General features: G+C 36.8%; 15 protein-coding genes. 7 read left to right on the top strand and 8 right to left on the bottom strand.

Annotation, left to right across the window (positions count from 1 at the left end; translation table 11 throughout):
* Positions 1-14: 14 nt before the first annotated feature.
* Complete coding sequence (locus tag MHI47_RS03645; RefSeq protein ID WP_340829567.1) at positions 15-3,080, bottom strand: 5'-nucleotidase C-terminal domain-containing protein; 3,066 nt, start codon at positions 3,078-3,080, stop codon at positions 15-17.
* A gap of 602 nt (positions 3,081-3,682) precedes the next feature.
* On the opposite strand from MHI47_RS03645, the gene MHI47_RS03640 reads away from it, so the two are divergent.
* Positions 3,683-4,726 carry a M23 family metallopeptidase gene (locus MHI47_RS03640; protein ID WP_340829563.1) on the top strand — a complete coding sequence of 348 codons (1,044 nt, stop codon included), beginning with the start codon at positions 3,683-3,685 and terminating at the stop codon, positions 4,724-4,726.
* Between the two features lie 221 nt (positions 4,727-4,947).
* On the opposite strand, the gene MHI47_RS03635 is transcribed toward MHI47_RS03640, so the two are convergent.
* Positions 4,948-6,771 carry an S-layer homology domain-containing protein gene (locus MHI47_RS03635; protein ID WP_340829561.1) on the bottom strand — a complete coding sequence of 608 codons (1,824 nt, stop codon included), beginning with the start codon at positions 6,769-6,771 and terminating at the stop codon, positions 4,948-4,950.
* A 168-nt stretch (positions 6,772-6,939) separates the two neighbouring features.
* Between MHI47_RS03635 and MHI47_RS03630 the strand changes: the two genes are divergently transcribed.
* From MHI47_RS03630 to MHI47_RS03605, 6 genes are all read left to right on the top strand, one after another.
* Positions 6,940-8,463 carry a glucosyltransferase domain-containing protein gene (locus MHI47_RS03630; RefSeq protein ID WP_340829559.1) on the top strand — a complete coding sequence of 508 codons (1,524 nt, stop codon included), beginning with the start codon at positions 6,940-6,942 and terminating at the stop codon, positions 8,461-8,463.
* A gap of 13 nt (positions 8,464-8,476) precedes the next feature.
* Positions 8,477-9,355, top strand: a complete 879-nt coding sequence (gene galU, locus MHI47_RS03625; protein WP_340829557.1) for a UTP--glucose-1-phosphate uridylyltransferase GalU — start codon at positions 8,477-8,479, stop codon at positions 9,353-9,355.
* A 110-nt stretch (positions 9,356-9,465) separates the two neighbouring features.
* Complete coding sequence (locus tag MHI47_RS03620; protein WP_340768351.1) at positions 9,466-10,194, top strand: glycosyltransferase family 2 protein; 729 nt, start codon at positions 9,466-9,468, stop codon at positions 10,192-10,194.
* 1 nt (position 10,195) lies between these two features.
* Positions 10,196-10,534, top strand: coding sequence for a DUF2304 domain-containing protein (locus MHI47_RS03615; RefSeq protein ID WP_340768350.1), 339 nt, complete (start codon positions 10,196-10,198; stop codon positions 10,532-10,534).
* Between the two features lie 3 nt (positions 10,535-10,537).
* Positions 10,538-10,879: an EamA family transporter gene (locus MHI47_RS03610; RefSeq protein ID WP_340768349.1), complete on the top strand. Its 342-nt coding sequence runs from the start codon at positions 10,538-10,540 to the stop codon at positions 10,877-10,879.
* Between the two features lie 19 nt (positions 10,880-10,898).
* Entirely contained in the window at positions 10,899-12,164 is a 1,266-nt protein-coding gene (locus tag MHI47_RS03605; protein WP_340829554.1) for an ArnT family glycosyltransferase, read from the top strand.
* A gap of 199 nt (positions 12,165-12,363) precedes the next feature.
* Here MHI47_RS03605 and MHI47_RS03600 read toward each other — a convergent pair whose 3' ends face one another.
* From MHI47_RS03600 to MHI47_RS03575, 6 genes are all read right to left on the bottom strand, one after another.
* Positions 12,364-15,318 (bottom strand): S-layer homology domain-containing protein, encoded by a 2,955-nt coding sequence (locus tag MHI47_RS03600; RefSeq protein ID WP_340829552.1) that lies wholly within the window; start codon positions 15,316-15,318, stop codon positions 12,364-12,366.
* 207 nt (positions 15,319-15,525) lie between these two features.
* A complete protein-coding gene (locus MHI47_RS03595) occupies positions 15,526-17,166 on the bottom strand; it encodes an S-layer homology domain-containing protein (protein ID WP_340829550.1) in 1,641 nt (546 codons plus the stop codon).
* Positions 17,167-17,335: 169 nt separating this feature from the next.
* Positions 17,336-17,995 (bottom strand): hypothetical protein, encoded by a 660-nt coding sequence (locus tag MHI47_RS03590; RefSeq protein WP_340829546.1) that lies wholly within the window; start codon positions 17,993-17,995, stop codon positions 17,336-17,338.
* A 33-nt stretch (positions 17,996-18,028) separates the two neighbouring features.
* On the bottom strand, positions 18,029-18,637 hold the full coding sequence (gene sipW / locus MHI47_RS03585; RefSeq protein ID WP_340829544.1) for a signal peptidase I SipW: 609 nt from the start codon (positions 18,635-18,637) through the stop codon (positions 18,029-18,031).
* A complete protein-coding gene (locus MHI47_RS03580) occupies positions 18,627-19,412 on the bottom strand; it encodes a SipW-dependent-type signal peptide-containing protein (RefSeq protein ID WP_340829542.1) in 786 nt (261 codons plus the stop codon). Before MHI47_RS03580 ends, sipW begins: the two co-directional genes overlap by 11 nt.
* Positions 19,413-19,571: 159 nt before the next feature.
* A complete protein-coding gene (locus tag MHI47_RS03575; protein WP_340829539.1) occupies positions 19,572-20,171 on the bottom strand; it encodes a TasA family protein in 600 nt (199 codons plus the stop codon).
* Between the last annotated feature and the right edge of the window lie 779 nt (positions 20,172-20,950).

Raw genomic sequence — 20,950 nt, 5'->3', positions numbered from 1 at the left:
CTTTGTGATTCGTATTAAAGAATAGTGTCTCCATCCACAATGATACCGTTGAAGTCAAAATACTCTCCGTTTAGCCCTGAAAGGTCCAAATTGCCTTTAACCGCAATATTAGAGAGGGTCAGCTTATTAGTAGGAGTTCCTGTAATTATTAAATTCCCTTTAATAATTACATTTCCTAGGAATGTAACATCTGCAACTGAAACTGTTACGTCGCCATTATAAACTTTCGGTGATTCAGGTGTACCAGAGAATTCTCTAGCAGGGATAGCGCCTCCAGGGAATTCATTATCTGGCTCTTCATCCTTCACGTCGACAATGCGTCCTTCAACTTTTGGATCAACGTTTCCTAAACTTACAAGATGGTCTCGTAAATTTTCCCAATCAGATAGGCCTAGATCTGTTACTCTACCTTCTGCGTAGGCTTTTGCTAACACCGTATAGCCGTCTCCACCTTTCGCAGTGAATGCGTTAGTTGCAATGGTGTATTGTTGGCCATCTTGTATTTCCGTATAAGTTCCATCTGCATTTTTATAAGCGATGGATACTACTCGTTGGCCAATTGGTTTAGAGGAGTCATACTCTACTTTTGCACCGGATACATGAAGGAATCCTCCATTTTCCCGAGGTAGTTCTTTGAAGCTAATTTCAAACGTTTCTTTTATTTCTTTCCCAGTTAGATCCATCGTTGCTAATGTATTTCCGAATGGAAGCACAGTAATTACTTCACCTACTGTAATAGGTCCCTGATCAATCGCTGATCTAATTCCCCCACCATTTTGGAATGCCATCACTACATTTTTGTTGTACACCTTTGCTTTATTAAGCATGCCGTCCGTGATTAGGTTTCCTAATGGTGTTTCATTACGACGAACGCTATTACTATCTGTTCGTAGATTTTCTAACGCATTTACAGCGATTGCACCAGTTTCTTCGTCTGATATTTCTGCAATTCTATCTGAGTATTTCTTAAGTAACGCGGCAGCTTCTGGATTATCTACTTTATCAGCAATTTTTATTAATTTACCTGCATGACCTACAATAATTCCTTTTTTATCAAACGTTACATCGAGTGTTCCTAAGTTTTCCGCGTATTGGCCAGACTGAACTATAACTGTTGGCTCATCATTCACATTTATCAGAACAGGAGCTGCCAATGTTGTATGGCTATGTCCTCCTACGATTACATCAATACCCTTGACTGCTTTAGCTAGTTCCAGATCATTATCCACTGCTGGATTGTCGTCATAGCCAATATGTGTGATGGCAACAATTTTGTTTACGCCTATTTTTTCAAACTCTGAAACCATCTTTTTTGCATCGTTAATATAGTTAGAGAATGTGATATCCCCTGGACTTGAAATGTCTTTAGTATCAGCGGTCGTTAAACCAAAAATCCCTACTTTTTCACCGTTCACTACTTTTACAATTCCTGAATAAATGTTGGATTTCTCAGGTTTTTCAGCAATTTTCGTATTAAACAAACCTGTAAATAGATTGTCTTTTGAGAAGTCAATGTTTGCAGATACAAAAGGGAAGTTTGCCGCTTTTATGAAATCTACTAATGCTTTGTGACCTTCTGGAGATGAACCAAGGTCAAACTCATGATTCCCAAAGGTCATAGCATCCACTTTCATTAAATTCATAAACTCTAAGTCTGCTAGCCCTTTAAATTCGTTAAAATAGAGAGTTCCTGAAAAAACATCTCCGGCATCCAATAGCAATGAATTCGGTTTAGCAGTACGCACTTCATTCACCGCAGTCACTCGTTTTGCTGCATTTTCCAGGTGGGCATGCGTGTCATTGAAGTGCATTATGGATAATTCAAAGTTTTTATCCTCTGGTTTTGGTGGGAACGGATTGGTGTTACCTCCTCCATTTCCACCTCCACCAGACGATGGTGGTGTCACTGGTTTAGCATCCGGATTAGCTACTCCATTAATCTTTTCTATATTTCCTTTTACCTTGTCAAAGTTTACAATGATATCTTTTGCTTGTGTTCCAGTTGGTATTAGGAGGTCACCGATTTTAGCATTTGTGCCGAGGGTGACTTGTGTATTTATGGAATGGACTTTTAGTTTTTCGACCGTAGCATCTACCGTCACTGCTGTCGTTCCCTGCTTTATATAAAGTGATGCTAATGTAATATTTTTAATCGTGATGAAACTGCTGTTAGTTGATAGTTCTCCACTAAATTTATCGCCTTTCCCATCAAGCACGAGGTAGTTTTTAGCTGTTCCACTTGCTTGCGTTTCAATGTGGCTAACATTTTCTATTTCTTTGCCTTTCACTGTATATTTTATATGTGAACCTTTTAATAAGGCTAAATTGGATTCACTTAAGATGTTCGCAAAGCTTCTCGGAATAACGTACTTTCCACCTGAAGCTGTTAGCTCATTATTGGAGATATTTTGTATTATAATAGCTTCTGATTTTTTCGTAAGTTCTGTTCGGTAGATAAAGGAAGCAACTTGTCCACGTGAGACATATGCATTTGGATCATACTTGTTTACCGTCTTACCAGTTGTAATTTCATGAGAAAATAAAGTTTGAATATAATTCGCATGCCATTCATTGTTTTTCACATCATCAAACGGTAAGTTACTATACTTCTCTTCTTTAATCTTAAAACCTTCTACTAGCATCTTAGCCATTTGAGCTCGCGTTAAATGACCATCTGGTTTAAATGTATCATTTTCATAACCCTTTAAAACGCCAACCTCTACAAGCGCAGCAATCGCCCCATAGTTTGGATGGCTTGTACCCAAATCTTTGAAGCCCGGATTTTTCACATTTTTTGTATCTAATTCTAAAGCAAGTGCCATTATTTTAGCCGCATGTGCTCTGCTAATATTTTCGAAGGGTCTAAACGTGCCATCTTCATAACCAGTAATTATTCCTCTCGCTGTTAAATTCTTTACGGCTTCATGGAAATGGTGAGATGCTTGTACATCTGAAAAAGCTTTTTCCTTCACATCTGCAGAAGCACTCAGTGGTGATAATGTAACAAGTGATCCAGTTGCTACAGCCATTGCCAACGCTACTTTAAACGTTTGTTGTTTTAACTTCCTGTTTTCTTTCATAAACTAGCCTCCTATTAATCTATAGTCGTCGCATCGAGGGACTGCTAAATTTCCTATACCTTTCACCATATGTTAGGTATTAGGGAAAGATTCCAATTCCTTGGGATATAGATAATCTTTTAAGCTGCTAGATTTTTTGAGAGTTTGCAGGCATTTTGGTTAATTTATAAACAGGTTTTCATCTCTGAATTGGTTGGTCTGGGGATTTTGAATGTGGTTCTCATATTGGGCGGTGAGACTCTCGTTCTTTGGGACATAATCATATACAGATAACAGAAATCTATTTAACGAAAATATTTGAGAAACAAAGTTGAAAATAACAGTCCTACTTTTGAACAACTATTGTTCGAAATGGGACTGTTTATTGATTATGAATTGTTTCTATCCTAGTTAATACATATCTATCGTGGATAATCTAAGATTGAAACCTTAGTAAGTCTTTTGGTTATTAATAAGTAATCATAAAGAATCAATAGTAAACAATATTAGTTCTTTTTCATTATTCGACATTTAATTCTTTGGCACCCTTTTCCAGTTACTCTATTTTATTTATTTTTGTATTATGATAATCTTTGAGAGATTTCAAATTAGGAGGAATAATCTTGAAGAAAATCAAGTATTTCGTATGTTTAGTAATTTTAACTTCCGTTTTCAACTTCAACACATCAATGAAAGCAGAGGCAGCATCCACAATATTTATGAAGCCAGCTGAAGGTGGATACTCAAGTTTCTACGGTCCTCGATGGGGTAGGCTGCATGCTGGTGTTGATATCGCTGCAAATGGAATTGTTCCTATATATGCTTCTACTGCGGGAACAGTGACAAAAGTTTTTGATGGATGTGCTAATGTTTCAAATGAATGCAGTAGTACATTGGGGAATTATGTTATAATTCGTCATAATTTCAATGGTAAAATTATTGATACTTTATATGGACATATGCGTCCTGGTCTAAATGTTGCAGTTGGTCAAAGTGTTAGTAAAGGTCAACAACTTGGTTTAATGGGAACTACAGGAAATTCGACAGGACAGCATCTTCATTTTGAGGTACATCCTGGAGGTAGAGCTAGTAATTCTGCTGTTGATCCTATGCCTTTTTTAAATGGTACAATGGATTCTCAACTTCCAACATTGCCAATAGATTGGCATAAAGGCACACTTAATGTCGGACAAGTAGGTTGGATTAAAATTGACCAACCAATTAATCTATGGAAACGTGTGGGAGACGAATTAGAATACGTTAGAGTATTAAAAGAAAATGAGTTATATAGAGTTTATGGTTACGACAATTTATATGGTGGACAATATAATGTAGGTGATAACCACTATATTACTAAGATGGATACACACATTGAGTATAGAAATGGTTATATGGAATGGAGAGGCATTGAGTTTAATAGAAACCAAGTAGGTGGACTCGATATTCTGAAACCGATAAATCTCTGGAAAAAGGATGCAAATGGTAAACTTACTTATGAACGTATACTAAATCCGGGCGAGTTTTATAGAGTCTATGGATATAGTAGTGATAACGGTGGACAGTACGATGTTGGTGGAGGTTACTGGGTTACAAATATGAGTGGGTATATTACTTATTCAACTCCATCCAAAGATTTCTTAGACAGAGCTCAGAAAAGAATATATTAATTGTTGAAAAGCCGAACATCCATATGTTCGGCTTTTCTGTTTATCAAAAAGAAAGTTGTTAAACTTTTTGTGAAAATTCAAGTCTTATAAAAGAAAAATTTGAGATTTAACCATTATTTTGCAGTACGATTAAAAGTATATCTTGATGGAAATTTGTTTTCGTACTATCTTATTTTCCCAAGAAAAAAAGAACCGATTAGATCGATTCTTTTCCGTAATTATTAGTGCAATGCTCGGTTGATAAAGGATGCGAATTGCTGTCGGGTTACCGTGTCATTTGGTCGGTACGTATTATCTACTGTGAAACCGGTGGTAATTCCTCTTGTATATAATGTAGTAATCTCTTTATAGTATGGATGAGTTGGACTTATGTCTTTAAAGTTATAGTCGTTTATGCCTTGTAGCTTAAATCCTTTTACGATTGCTTTTGCCATAACGTCCCGTTTCATCGGTTGGAAGGCATTGATCTTTCCATTTTGCGGTTCAATAATGCCGTATCGAACGCCAGTTGCAAGTACTGAATAACCATAATCTCCTTTTTTCATATCTGTGACGCTCATTGTCGCAGATCCAGATGCATTAATGCCAAGAGATCGTAAAATCATTTCTGTTGCTTGCACACGTGAAAGTGTCCCAGTTGGATAGAATTTACCTTTGGAGCCTTTGATCACTCCAAGTTGATAAAGAGATAGCATATCTTGATATGCTGCATTTGACTTACTGACATCTGGAAAGAATGGTACCTCGCCGATAACCGCATAGTTGGAAGAGGATACTTTTTTAAATATTTTTGTTGAAGCTACTACCGGAATTTGCTGAGCAATTCCAGTTCTATCCTTTCTTCCTTCGGTAAATATAGCTTTAATCGTATACGTTCCATTTGTTAGTTTTTTAGGTAAAGAAAGTTGAAACTTTTCATTGCGTAACCGATAACTAGATTTGTCCGGAGATAATCCAGGTAAATACATTTTTGAGGTCGTTGCAATAAGCTTGTCATTGGAATCTAACACGTCTACGTGAAGAGTGCCCCGCGCTGGAACATTGCCTTTGTTTTCTACTGAAACTGTACTATACACAACAAAGTCACTTGCTCTTTGATAAGCTGATACATTACTTTGCGTTAGTGAGACATTATATTTTCGTTTTACTTCCGTTGTGTGTGGCTCGGCAACCCAGTTTAGGGAATGCTTTAAGAATACTTGCCCTTCCTTGTCGCCGGTTGTCTTGTCCCAGCTCTGCAATTTCCCAGCTGTTATGTGGTCATACATTTTAAATCCTATATACACCATTCTACCTTTGCCATGTTCTACTGCATAAGCAGCACCTGTTGTGCCTTTTTTTACAGTACCTGGTTTGTCAGTTGCGGAATAATTTGTATAAGTTAGTAGTGGTGAAATGGCATTATTCCAAGGTTCTATCACTTCCACCCAATCCCCAGCAAGTCTCGTATTGGTAAAGGAGAAATTTGTTTTGCCAAGTTCTTTATATGAGTTCGTTAAAATAGGATGTTTGTTCGATGTATTGTTCACTGTGAAGTTGGTTAACTGAACATCATCTATAAAACGCGATGCAAATACTTCCGTAAGGTTGTCCCACTCCCATATCCACGTTAATGTATCATAGATAAGTGGAGTTTTATCATTTATGAGAACTGTATCCATATGAGCAGACTCATTGCGGGCAGTTCCAAAAGCAAAGATAGCCCCTCCCCCATCTTGCACGTATAATTTCACATTTTCACGCTCTGTTACATTCATCATGACCGTATATGGGAATACTATCGCGTCATATTTGCGCAACTCACTTAAACTTTTTAATTCATTTTCAGTAATTTTGGAAACTTGAAAATCTTGAGATTGATAGAGCTGATAGAGTTTCTCAGCCTTGTCATTGGAGAGACTCCATTTTTTAGTCTTTGTATATGTATTACTTGGGCCATGAAACAGAACTCCTATCTTGGGCTGATCAGTTTCAGCTACTACTTCTTGTTGATCTATTGCCCAAAAGAAAGATAAGACAAGTACGAACGTAATGATATGTTTCATTATTAAATCTCTCTCTCCTATAAATTAGTATTTTCTAAAAGTGCTTATGCTACACGTTATTGCGTCTCATCTATTATACCAATAAACCCTCTTGCTACTCGACTACATTTCAACTATGGAGCTATGCTATAATTTGAAGGGATTAATATAAATAAAAGGAGTACTTGTATGCCAGAACAAATTTTAGAAAAATTCAAGACGTGGCTTCGCCCAGAGTGGAAGTCTGCATTTATGGCCAGTGTTGTTATTGGCTTTTTGATTCATTTATACGCATTTGTCAATTATTTACCTAACCATGATGGACTTATTAATATTCATAATACACAATTGAAATTTAAATTAGGACGCTTTTTCCTCGGTCCTTTTAGTGGGATTAGTTCATTCTTTGATCTACCGTTTGTCATCGGAGTAATGTCTATTTTCTATTTAGCAATTACAGTCGTGCTGATTGTAGAGATTTTAAAGCTTCGGAAAACCTTGTCCATTTGGTTAACAGCCGGCTTGGTCGTAAGTTTCCCAACGGTCGCTTCCACCTTTTCTTATATGTTCACGGCCGATGGATACATGATGGGATTCTTGCTCGCTGCATTAGCTGTTTTAGTGACACAGAAATTTAAATATGGCTTTATAGCGGGAGCTTTAATCTTTTATTTATCTGTCGGCATTTATCAGGCAAATTTACCATTTGCACTAACATTAATCGCTTTAGTATGGTTGCAAGATCTATTATTTGGGAATAGAAAGATAAAAGTAATGGTTTATAAGTGGACTAGCTATGTATGGACAATTGGTATCGGCATGATTCTTTATGCTATTACATTTAAAACCTATCAAACCTATTTTGCTGGGGAGATTACTGATTATCAAGGATTGAGTGAAATCGGGGCTGGTTCCTTGAACTTGTTATCGGCTTTTGTCGCTATTAAGGATTCCATGCTGAACTTTTTCTTTGGAGGCTTCCAGGCAGATATACCAATGACTTTCATGGATGTTTTGAATATCGTGTTGGTATTTATAACTATTGCAGGTTTAATAGGGGCTTTACGTAAACTATCAATTGGACATATTGTACTTGTAGTTGGCGTTTTCGTAATGATGCCAGTACTTTCCTATTGTATGTATTTCGTGTCGCCTGGTGTGGAATACCATATGCTAATGGTAATGGGACTTGTTAGTTTTTATATACTCCCAATTTTGTTTTATGACCAAATGATTAGTGAAAAAAGATTTGGACAAGGGATAGCTTGGTCTACAGTTATTGTACTCGGATTAACCGTTTTTAACTTTGGACTAATCGCCAACATTTCCTATTTTAATACCACTTTAAAGTATGAAAAGTCCATTTCCTATGCGAACCGAGTATTGGACCGTATGGAACAAACGGATGGTTATGAAAATGTCACGAAGCTTGCGATATTTGGTACATATTATTTGAAGTCCGAGTTGGGTTCCTCAACAATTCCTGACAAATTACCATCTATGACGGGCGTTATTGGGGAAACAATTTTAGCACAGCCATACCATTACCAGTATTTGTTCGCCAACGAGTTTGGTGAATCATTCCACTTAGCAAGCGAACTAGAAAAAAACACAATTCAAGATAGTGAATGGTTTGAAGAGATGCCAACATGGCCTCATCCAGATTCGATTCGAGTCAAGGGTGACATCATTGTTATAAAGTTAAATAAATAGAGGAGTGTATACAATGGGTTCTATAAGAAAAGCTATTATTCCAGCGGCAGGTCTTGGTACACGATTCCTTCCTGCTACAAAGGCTATGCCAAAAGAAATGCTACCAATTGTAGATAAGCCAACTATTCAATATATAGTAGAGGAAGCTATTGCATCTGGTATTGAAGATATCATTATCGTCACAGGAAAGCATAAACGTGCGATTGAAGACCACTTTGATAATGCATTTGAACTAGAGGCAAACCTATTAGAGCATGAAAAATATGATCTGTTAAATAAAGTACAAGCGCCTTCCAATGTCGATATCCATTATATTCGCCAAAAAGAACCACTTGGGCTTGGACATGCTATATGGTGTGCACGTAAATTTATAGGAGATGAGCCATTCGCTGTTTTACTTGGAGATGACATTGTTTCCAGTGAAGTTCCTTGTCTAGCACAACTTATCAATCATTTTGATAAGGTACAAAGTAGTGTGATTGGTGTACAAAAAGTGCCTTTGGAGGACGTTCATCGATACGGTATTATAGACCCGATTAGTACGGACGAGCGTTTAATGATGGTTCGTCAATTTGTCGAAAAGCCAAAACAAGTAGATGCTCCTTCTCAATTTGGGATTGTCGGAAGATATATTTTAACACCAGCTATTTTCTCTCTACTAGAGGATCAAAAAATTGGTGCTGGTGGCGAGATCCAGTTAACGGACGCAATTGAGCGATTGAATAGAAATGAACCTGTCTACGCCTATAACTTTGAAGGTAAGCGCTACGATATAGGTGAACAGCTAGGTTTTATCGATACGACTATTGCCTTTGCTTTAGAACGACCTGACTTACGTCAAGGCGTCGAGGAAATATTGAAGAAATATGTGAAATTACTTGTGTCTCATTAATTAGTTCGCATTTAAAGTGTGGATGATGGATTTGATTGAGTTGTATAAACTATGTTATTATCAGGAGTATTGATTTGAATACTAGTATTTGTAATGAAAGGGGCTTTCCGTTGAATACTCATAGTGGAGATTCGACTGTTTTAATCATCGTTCCTGCTTTTAATGAAGAGGAAGCGATTGAAAATACAATTAATAAACTACAGAAATTAAGAACGACCCATAGTTCTGTGGATATATGTGTGATCAATGACGGTTCTAGAGATCGAACTGCCGAAATTGTGAGATCGCATCCGGACATTATTTTGTTAGATCTTATAAATAATCTAGGTATCGGTGGTGCAGTTCAAACTGGTTTTAGATATGCGCATGAGTTTGGTTATGATGTCGCTGTTCAATTCGACGCAGATGGACAACATAACGAAGAGGATTTGGCATCGATTGTAAGACCAGTTCTTGCAGGTGATTGCGACATGTGTATCGGATCCCGTTTTGTGGAAAAGACCGCATACGAAGGAAGTTTAGCACGAAGATTTGGTATCTATTACTTTCAATACCTCATCTTTTTGTTAACGGGTCAAAAATTTACAGACGCAACTTCTGGATACCGTGCCATGAATAAGAAGGTTATTGCCTTATTTGCTTATGATTATCCACGTGATTATCCAGAGCCAGAAGTCATTATTTATTTACGACGAAAAAAAATGGTGATTATTGAAAAAACGGTTAATATGCATGCCCGTCAAGGCGGCGTGTCATCTATTACACCCATTAAGTCACTCTATTATATGTTCAAAGTGACACTTTCCATTATTATGCAAAAATTAATTAAGGAGAACTAATATGAATATTAGCTTACTTTCATTTTTAATCGTTCTCTTCTTATTTTTTATCATCATCGAGTCGGTTCGAAGAGGAATTCTGGAGACGAAGTATTCTCTCTTATGGATTGTTACGTGTGTTGCAATGGGGTTTCTTACACTTAATGTGAATTTCATCAATAAGTTAAGCGACTATATTGGCATCTTTTACGCACCTTCTCTATTATTTCTATTTGGTTTATTGTTTTCCCTTCTACTTATTTTCGATTTAACTAGAAGAGTATCTAAACTAAACAAAGAGTTAACGACGTTAACGCAGGAACAAGCGATATTGAAAAAAAAATTAGAAGAGAAGGAATAAGACATGGTTTATCTATTGTTATTAATAAATATTTCTCTCCTCGTAACGGGGCAAATCTTATGGAAACTGGCTGTAACAGGAATTGAACAATGGAACGTTTCAACCCTCATCGGAGTCATCTTATCCCCTCTATTCATCGGTGGAGCTACGCTGTATGTTATTGCGACAGGTATTTGGCTCGTTATTTTAAGTAAGTTGCCACTTAGCGTTGCGTATCCAAGTCAAAGTATTGGTTATATTTTCGGTGCAATCTTTGCACTTTTCATTTTCAAGGAAACAATTTCCCTAACTCAATGGGGTGGAATGGCTATTATTATTTTTGGAGTATATCTTGTAGCTAAATAGTTAGAGGTGAACAATTCACGTGAAATTCATTAAGAATCACATTGTATTTATTGGTATATTATTTATATATTTGATCGTAAATCTCTTTTTCTTAATCATGCACCCCGGAACATTGTTTAACGAACCGGAGCGATTTGGAGAAGCGATTTCGATGTACGGGTCAAGAGACGGGTCACTTTATGCGAAAATGGCTTGGCAACTCATTAATGATGGAGTTTACGGCTATAATATTGAAGGCTCTAATGCCTATGTAACATACGGCCATCCACTTTATTTAACCGTATTATTCAAAATAGCAGACTTACTTAATACGAATCATATTATGGTTTATCGAATGTCAAATATGCTGTTGAATTTGGGTATTGTCATCCTAATCTATTCGATTTCGATGCGATTATTCAAACATAAATGGGTAGCAATCCTTGCTAGTATTTTCTATATGACACATATCGGTCCGCTACATTATTTCAGAACCGCCCTTACTGAAATTCCCGCAATCTTTTTATTCCTTCTGACGATTTGGTTGTTCTTATTTGCATTAGCGAAAGATAAATACCGCTATCATATCTTATTTGGAATCGTTGCATCACTTCTATTAATGTTCCGTGCAACGCCAGCTCCCATGTTGTTGTTCGCTTGGTTCATCGTTGTTGGTCATAAAGGATTTAAAGAAGGTGTGAAAATAGGTTTTATTTGGGTGATCGGACCCGTTGTCGTCATGATGCCTTGGGTCGTCAGAAATTTAATCGTGTTCGGGGAACATTATCTGTTTTCTTCGCATTCAGGTGGTCCCCTTCTAGGTGGAGCTAACCCATTTTACTTAATCCCTCAGGACGTGCTTGTTCAACAATCCATAGAGGCGGGATTATCTGATTCTGAATTTGGGAAACAACGAATTATTGAAGGGTTCGAAACAGATCTCCCACTCTGGTTGAGCTGGTTTACGGTTGGTAAAACTTTATGGTTATTTTTCGATAGTTTAGGAAACCCTGATGGACTAGGACCTTATAATGGCGTGTTTTCCGCATTTTGGCTCGGCTTTTTCAAGTTTCAAAATATGTTCGTCGTAGCGATTGGTTTCTTATCTGCTATTTTATTGAGAAAACATAAACCTCTTGTTTACCTGAGCACTTTACTTTTAATATATATATTCTTTTCAAATATTTTCTTAACCATTCCAAGATATGGACTGCTTGTCTTTCCAATTGTGTCGATTATTACCGCATATGGACTCGTTACATTTTGGACGTATATAACAAGTAAAATTAGAAATATTAAAGTTTAGACTTTTTCTGTGAGCGCCCTTGAAAAACTGGTGGGCGCTTTTTTTGTGTTAGTTGCTTGAAGGTTATATGAGGGTTGGATGAGGTTTAGTGGTGATTGGATGGTGCCATGTGTTAGTTACTTGTTTTTATATGGCGGCTTATTAGATATATTTAAAGTGAATAAGAAAATCCTCTCAATAGATGAGAGGATTTTTTGTTTTATTGACCTACTAGTACTTGAGTTGTTAGTATGTTGCCATCTACGACATAAGTTAAGTAGAATGAGTCTCCTGTTTCTACGTCTTTAAATGATAGATTGTTGGTTCCATTACCTATTACGCTTGGTACTACGTTGTCCGCATCAGCGTTTACTAGATTTGTTACCGTTAGTTTGATGCGGCTTGCTGCTGTTTTAGAAATATCTTCTCCATATTGGTCAGTGATTTTCAGTACTGCTCGTAAATCTGCTGATGCAATATTTACCGTTGCTGTTGTTGCCGGGACCTTTAAGACTTGGTCTCCAACTGTCAGACCATTAGATGATTGAAGCTTGATACTGTTTGCAAGTGGCTCGGTTTTTGTTATTAGGATTTCTTGGTCTAGTGTAACTGGCTTAAGATTAGCGTTTACTATTACTTTCACTAGAACTGTTTGATCATCTTTGTCTATAATATCTTTCATTCCACGAACGGAAATTTTCCCATTTGTTTCATTATAGATAAGGTCATTATGCCCCGTGATAACAGTATACTCCGCTTTAGGCACAATCAGTTTGTTGCCATCTGGTGTAATCCCATAAATTATCAACTCAGTTGCATAGTTTTCTACGTTTAACCTTGCTGGGTTATCATATATTTGCTCAATTCTTTTCATCTCATAAGCAATGATATTCGCTTTATCTATTACTTTGAGGTTCATTTCATAGGCACTTGACTCAATCGTTTGGGCTTTCCCTTTTGTATCAACTTTTAGTAAAGAAAGCTTTAACGTATCTGCTCCTTTTTTATTACCGGTAATTGTCACGTCGTTTTTAGCGGTGATAGTTTTATTTGCTGAGACTGTTACTTTGTCATCCATTGCAGATACTAAAACAAAGTATTTACCAGCGTTTGCTGTTGTTTCAGCCATTGCAAGTTTGGAATCATCCAGTACAATCTCACGATCATACTGATCTAGTACAATAATGGAATCTTTGTTCAACGAAAGTGACCCACCAACTAATAGATTTGTTTCAACGTCTTTTGTTGCGACAACTTTACTTGCTTCTGCTTTTGCTTTAACAGTTACTAAAAGTGTTGCAGATTTCAATGTTGCTGTTGTTGCAGATATTAAAACTTGGCGATCTGTATTTGCTGTAGATGAATCAGTAAGCATTAGTTTTGCTTTACCTGTTGATGGATCAGCTTCTATCGTTGCTTTCAATTTAGGATCACTAGTCGTTATTTTCAATCCATTAGCATTATTCAAAGTTACCGCATTTGTAATTTCTTTTCCATCTATACCTCGAACTTCGAAAGGTACTTCTGTCTTTTCATCTGCAACAACTAATTTTGGGTTGCGTAGCAAAATTGTATCTGCCTTCTCGCCTTCCGCAACGACCACTTCATATTTTGCCGTTTTTCCGGTAGATTTTGAGTTGATGGAAATAGTTGCTTTACCAGCTTTCTTCGTTTTTGGCTGTTTAAGCTCCAACACTGTTTGTTTTTGACCTTCTATTATTAATTGTGAAAAAGTAGGTGTGGTTGCACTTTTGTTTACGTCCACAATTGATGTATCCGATATACTTACGCTAACGTCTTTCGCGATATCTTGAAATGGTACTTCTAAGCCATATTGATCTATTGCTTTAAGGACTAGATGAAAATCTTCGTATGTAGCATCAGGATTTAGTGTAAGGCTTGGATCTAAATCGTTATACACATTTTTAATGCTCACTTCAGCTACCTTAGATAGTTCAGATACTTTTACCACTTTAGAAGAAGATGTAGAAGTCTTTGTATCTAATAAAGTAATGGAAATATTATCTCCCAGTTTAAAAGTAGAAGATTCTGTCGCTTTTGAAATTTCTATAAAACCTTCAGCTGGCTTTACAGCAACATTGCTACCTGCTCCAGTCACATCTGTATTTACCACTAATCCTTGAGTATATGCTGTCATATCTTCCCCGTATTGGTTTACTACTTTATACGGTATTCGCACCTTGTTTCCTGCAGTATTTGGAACAGCTGCATTTTTGGGAAACTCAATAGAAGTTACTTTCTCCTCTTTCACGGAAGTTGACATAGATAAGCTTGTATCTGATATTCCAGTAACTGATACATCATATGTACCTGCAGTTAATCTATCAGATAGGATAAGCTTTGCAGACTTATTATCTTTTGCAAATTCTACATTTGTGATTCCTACGACTGAGGTTCCTTTTTTGACAGTAATTTTTGCCGATGAATCTATAACTTTATTGAAAGTTACTGTTAATGCTTGGGCACCCGTCGCTTCAAAAGTTTTAATCGATACGCCATTTAACTCAATTACTCGTTGAAGGAAAGTTGCAAATTGTCCTCTCGTTGTTGTGCTTTTAGGGTTAAACTTGTCCAATGTAGGATTTGTAATATCAAAGTAGTCAAGTACAGTAATATAAGGACGAGCAGCTACTTTAGCGTTTGCCAAGTCCTTTACATCCCCTTTAAATACTTGCTTCGCTACATAATCTTCAAAATTCTCATTTTCTCCGAGGTTCATCAGTCTAACTAAAGCGATTGCCATATCTTCACGAGTCATATTTTGATGAGCAAGGAGTTTATCTTCTGTTCCCCAGTACACTCCATTATCCTTGATCAATGCTGCATATTGTAATAATTCATCATTTACGTTAGTTTTCGCTATATCTGTAAAACGAGATTTAGACTTATAGTCTTCAGGTACAACAAACCCCTCAGCTACTAAGTATTTTCCAATCAACTTCACAACATCAGAGCGTGTCAATGTTTTCGTCGGCTTGAACGAACCATCTGGATAGCCACTAATAACACCAGCTTCTACTAATGCAAAAATCGCTTTTTCATGTGTATTACCAGTAGTATCTGAGAAACTTGCTGCTAGAGCTGTAGGTGCAACTGCTGTTGCTACTAAAGATATAGCTATTGAACTCGTTAGAAACTTATTTTGTTTTTTCATCTATAAACATCCCCCTTTTTTATGAACATCAAGTCAAAAATTAGACGAAATTAATTGTTAATAGTTTCCCCCACTCCTAGTATATAACAATTAAATAGGAGTAGGGATTCTATTTTTAGAATTGTTAGCATACTTCGGGAGATTATGTGGGGGGGATAAGAAAAATTAAATAAGCGGCTCAATATAGAGCCGCTTGAGTATAATATACTATTTTAAGTATGTTAATGAATTCATCAGAATTTTAGCAGCTTGCCCTCGTTTTGCAGTATCTTCTGGCATAAATTTACCTTCAGAACCATTTACGATTTTAAATGTAGCCAGCATGGATATGGCTGCTTTTGTTTCATCATCGTAGTGGGTAATATCTGTAAATGGTGCTGGGATTGCTGCCGTATATGGGTTACCTGTAACCGATTCTACCGTTCTTTTCAGCATAAGTGCCAACTGCGCTCGAGTGACATATTCGGTTGGGCGGAACTTCCCGTTGCTTCCTTTTATAATTCCATATTGATAAGCAGCTGCAATCTCCGCTTGTGTTTCTGCAGCGAAAATATCAATGTCTTTGAATGGCGCTGCTTTGTCTGTTTTTAGTTTTAATGCGTTTACTATAATAGAAGCTGCTTGTGCACGAGTAATCTTATTTTCTGGCTTAAATGTACCGTCTGGATAGCCCTTTACTATTCCAGCAGCCACTGCCTGTGTAATATAATCTTTAGCCCAATGTTGTTGGATATCTGGGAAAGCTTTGGGTGTTACCCCTGTAGTAATCGTGCTAGAAGGATTCACAGTACTTGTATTGCCCGCAGCATCTAATGCTATTACTGTAAATGTGTAAGCCTTATTTTCTTCTAGACCTTCCATTTTATACGTGTGTGTGTCTCCTGTTACTTGACCTACTTTTTCTTTGCCAATATAAATAGCATAACCAGTTATGCCTGTATTGTCCGAAGCAGTTTTCCAAGTCAGTGTGGCAGTTGTTTTGTTTGAAACTGCTACATTTAATACATCCTTCGAAATCCATGGAAAAGTTTCTACTAGTTTTTGATGGAACAAATCTGCAACTACTTTATAACCCGCTTCACTTAGATGGATATTTTGGTTGTTTGGTAGATTTGCAGGGTAATTTTCTGCGATTTTTTCAGCAGTAGGAACAAAATGTCCAGTTGTGCCTGCTAGGCTTGATTGAATCGCTCCATTTAGTCCACCCATTAACTGAGCGATTTGTACTTGGTATTTTTTATCCAGGTGTGGAAATGGATTATAGTATCCCATTACATATACCTGAACATTTGGGTTTATCGAGTAAATGGCTTTTAATATTTGGCTGTAATTAACGTTAACCTGTTTGAGAGCAGCGGTAATTTTAGCCAAATCTACACTTGGAGCCTCTGTCGCACTATTAGTCGCATCTACTTTGAAATAAGGGAGTATATCATTCGCTCCTGCACTAATAGTAATTATATTTGCTGCTGCTATAGACTTATGCAACTCAGCGCTATCTCCTTTATTGCCAGTACCAACAACAGGTTTGGTCACATTTGCTTGGATATCCTTTAAAACATCCGAAGTTGTATAACCTGGTAAAGTAAACCCTTTGTTAAATGTAGTTAATGCATTGGTAGATTTCAAAGCCTCTGCAATATAATCCGGATAGCCATTTCCTAGTTTGTTTTCCGGTGTAACACCAGTAGCTAACGAATCTCCCAGTGCTAAATAATTCACTGGATTTGCCCAAGTTGGCGCTTCTGTATCTTTTTCAGCCGCAAATGATAGGCCTGGAAATGCTACAAGCTGCACTAAAAGCGCCAGTACAAAAAATAAACTGAGTTTCTTCATTACTCTTTTCAATTCTCTTCCTCCCTAATAAAAATTATCTTACTGATAACTATATTCTAGTTTAAGAGCTAATAACCCTCTAATAAAGAAATCAAAAAAGCTGCCAAGACATGTTAGTCCATGTCTTAGTAGCTTTCTTAAGTCCCTAAACTAGGTTTGGACTTTTATGACCCCACAGTGTCTATTGAGCTAATCTAATCCGTCTGTAATATCTGATGACCACAAACACAATACCACCTACCACAAGTAAAGTACCAACTAAAATGAAATTGAATATATTTGTCGATATGGAAGGTTGACTTAACCCAGATGGTGTTGTACTAACGCTGGCAACTTGTCCTTTTGTCATTGCTTGGACAATTGTATTATCTTTTCCTTCCGCCGTAAAGGTGAAAACAAAAGCCGAGCTTAGTCCTTGAAACTCATTTCCAAGATGCTCTGGAAAGCGGATAGTGATATCTAAATTTTCTTCTGATCCACTTATTAGTTTTCTCTCTGGTAACGATTTAAGTTCTGCCAATTTCCCTTGATACAATTCTATATCGCCAGATTTAATTTCCACCATTAGCTCATTGAAGAGTTTTTTTTCTCCACTGTTTTGCAACTGCATCTGATAGACAAAATCTGCGTCTCCAGAGTTTCGCACTGTAAGAGTCCGCGGTGCCCAATCACCAGGCTTCATATTCGTAATATCAAATAATTTTTCGTTTGGCGAAAGGCTAATAGCTACATCATTCTCAGCCTTGTCATCTTCATCATCTGCAAATACACTCGTTACGGGATAGAAACAGATCACGCTAATGATAAGAAAAAACGCGGATAACCGAAAGAATTTAATCATGGCAATGCCTCCTTACATTCTCTTTCCATTAGGTCAAGATGGGGTATTCCCTCCATCTTCTCCTACTACTTCTACTGGCTTTTTCGGGCGTAATTCAATGACAGATAACACTGTCCAAATTGTATATGCAGAATAGATAAGTAACAGGAACCCTGGTATTAATAGTAGTAATGCTCCATTTTTAGACTGAGAAAAATTAACGAAGTATCCGACGTAAGGCACTGTGAAACCAGTGTATTGTGCTACTACATTATCGGAAATAACTGGATTCATATCCTCCGCGTTGTTATTATCCCCTTTTGTCCGGTAAAGTATAGAGTCTCCACTTTCAACTACCTCTGTAATACGGTGAGTAATTAAAATCTTTTCTTCTTGAAATGTAATTACGTCGCCTTTTTTGAAGTTATTTTTTTCTTCAGCCAACTTTACACCGATGATTGAACCAGTTTGAATATCTGGCTCCATCGACCCAGACAGAACTGTCTTAATCTGATAACCGAAAAGTTGTGGTTCTCCACCGGAGGCTTTCGATATAACAACTACGGTAGCTACACTTATTAACAAGATCATTAATATTCCGGAGACTATGTTATTAATCCACTTCATTGTTTTTTCTTTTTTTGTTACCTTTTTATATCTCATTTGTATCCCCCTCTACTTTCTCTATGTTTGTTTCTGGTTTTACAGCATCGTTTATCTCAGTATTTTTGTTTTTGGTGCTATTACTATCCGTTGCGTTATCTGTTGTAGTGTCTTTATCTGTCGGGGTAATATCACTCGGCTGTTTTGTACTTTCACCCTCTTTGCTATTAACCGAATCTACTTTGTTAGTGTTTTCTTTATTCTCTTCATTGTTTCCATTTTCTAATTCATTTTGTTTCTCATTAATCGGTTCAATTGTTTCTACATCTTCTACTACTTTATCCTTATCAATTTCTTCATTAGACTTATCATCTTTATTCTCGCAGTCAGCTTTGACTTTCTCACTTGAAGCAGAATCCCCGTCGTTTTCATCACCTATAATAGTGCCATCTTTACTCTCGCATAATAACTCTTCTGCAGGATCCAAATCAATTATTTCTTCAGGTATTTCATCTTTAGCCTCACAGTCAAGATCATCTTCGTTTGCTTCAGTAGGATTTTCATCACTGTCTTTTGGGTTTACCAAGATTTCGTCTCCCGTTACTTCATCAATTGTGTATTCTTCGCCGCATGCATTAACCAGAATTTCAGGAACTTCCCATATACCGGCAGTGATAGTCTGGGATACCTCCGACTGGCTGCTGAGGTATGCGGAAGTGTCAGACGTTAAATAACCGAGGCCAAAGATAGCCAAGTAACAAATGAGTGCAATTTTTGAAATTAAGATAAAATCATATTTCTTTCTCTTGTATCTGCGCCTACGTTTACTTTTCAATCCGATTCCACCTTTCTAACCTTTTTGCTGGATTTCCTTAAATATATTCCTCAAAACACAAAATTAGGTTATATGTTGAGAAATATATATAAGAATTAGAAGCTATGGATTCGTAAAATTAAATAAGGGAGGAGAAGGGCTCTCCTCCCAAGGTTCGAATTATCTTAATGTTCCTGCTGTTTGTTTTGCATCGAACGTCCATTCAAGTTGTAGAGAATCCCCTTGGAAAACGTTTTGATCTTGACCATTGTCAACGAACTCAAACAGAACTGTAAGCGTATCGGAGTTACCTGCTTTTAATCCGTCTTTTTCTCCAATCAAATCAAATAAATTTTTATTGTTAACAACGTCTGTTTTAGATAATTCACTTAAAGTAGTTTCCCAAATAACTGGAGACAGTTTGTCGTTATTTGCAAGGAATTTAACCTTAATATGATCACCAAAATCTGCGCCAGCATTATTCCCTTTTGCATCAGCAACGGTATATTTTGAAGTTAGTAATACTTTGGATACATCTAGGCTGCCTGTGTTATTTAATTTAAATGTACGAAGCATCCAATCGCCTGGTTTTATATTGGTTACATTAATAATGGCATTATCTTTGTCATTACCTTTAACGTTAATATCCAACGTACCCGCAGCGAAACTGCTGTTGTTTACTTCAACATCATTGAAATAAGCATAAGTTCCTCCACCGATCATACTTACTGCTAATCCTCCAGTTAAAATACCCATTGCTAGTTTCTTTTTAAGACTCATTTTATATTTCCTCCAATTAGTTTTAGTTTTTTTGTTATTACTTGTTCTTGAACTTTCCATTTTTATGCTTGTTCCGAAGTTTATATTACTTTTGAGAAGGTAGACTTGGTTCCATGTACCATTTCGTAGTCTGAAAGTAATTTTACTTCGAGTGTTTTAATTTTGTTTAAAGTGGTTTTACCACCTAAGTGAATTCTTTGGCTAAGTCTCTCATTGCATTTTCGGTTCCCCAGCCTGTTGTAATGGTAATAGATAAAATGATTATAATGCCACTTTTTTCTTGGTATTCAATTTTGGATTTTAGTACGTCTATCTACGTCATTCACTGCCTCCTTTAAAGTTCAACTTGATCAACTTGCTTTGGAACTAACTTCAGTATATACAGCCTAGGACAGTTGAGCCTCCCTCAAATGTATAGTTTTTGAATTTTCAGTATTCCACTTTCGTATAATCTCTTGGTATACTTTCGTACCATACACGCAATGGTGGAAGAATAAGAAAGGGCTTTGAACTAAGGGAAGGCATCCCTTTCCTTAACTTTTTGGATTTCTTTGGTTGGAATGTATTTATTATTGAGATGCGCTCAATTATGGGTAATTGTTTTGGAGAATGTTCGAACACTTAATTTGTAAATAGAGATATTCAGGAAGGTTGGAACAATCAAGAGGTACTTCTTTCTGATTCCACAAAATAACTAACCAGATGTTGCAAGGAATAAGTAAGAGCATTATTAAAGTCAAACAAGAAAAGCCCTGTAGAGTTATCTCCACAGGGCTTTC

The sequence above is a fragment of the Psychrobacillus sp. FSL H8-0487 genome (assembly GCF_038008385.1).
GTDB classification, from domain to species: domain Bacteria; phylum Bacillota; class Bacilli; order Bacillales_A; family Planococcaceae; genus Psychrobacillus; species Psychrobacillus psychrotolerans.
The sequence above is the reverse complement of the archived record's forward strand: the minus strand, read 5'-3'. Positions and strand labels throughout refer to the sequence as shown.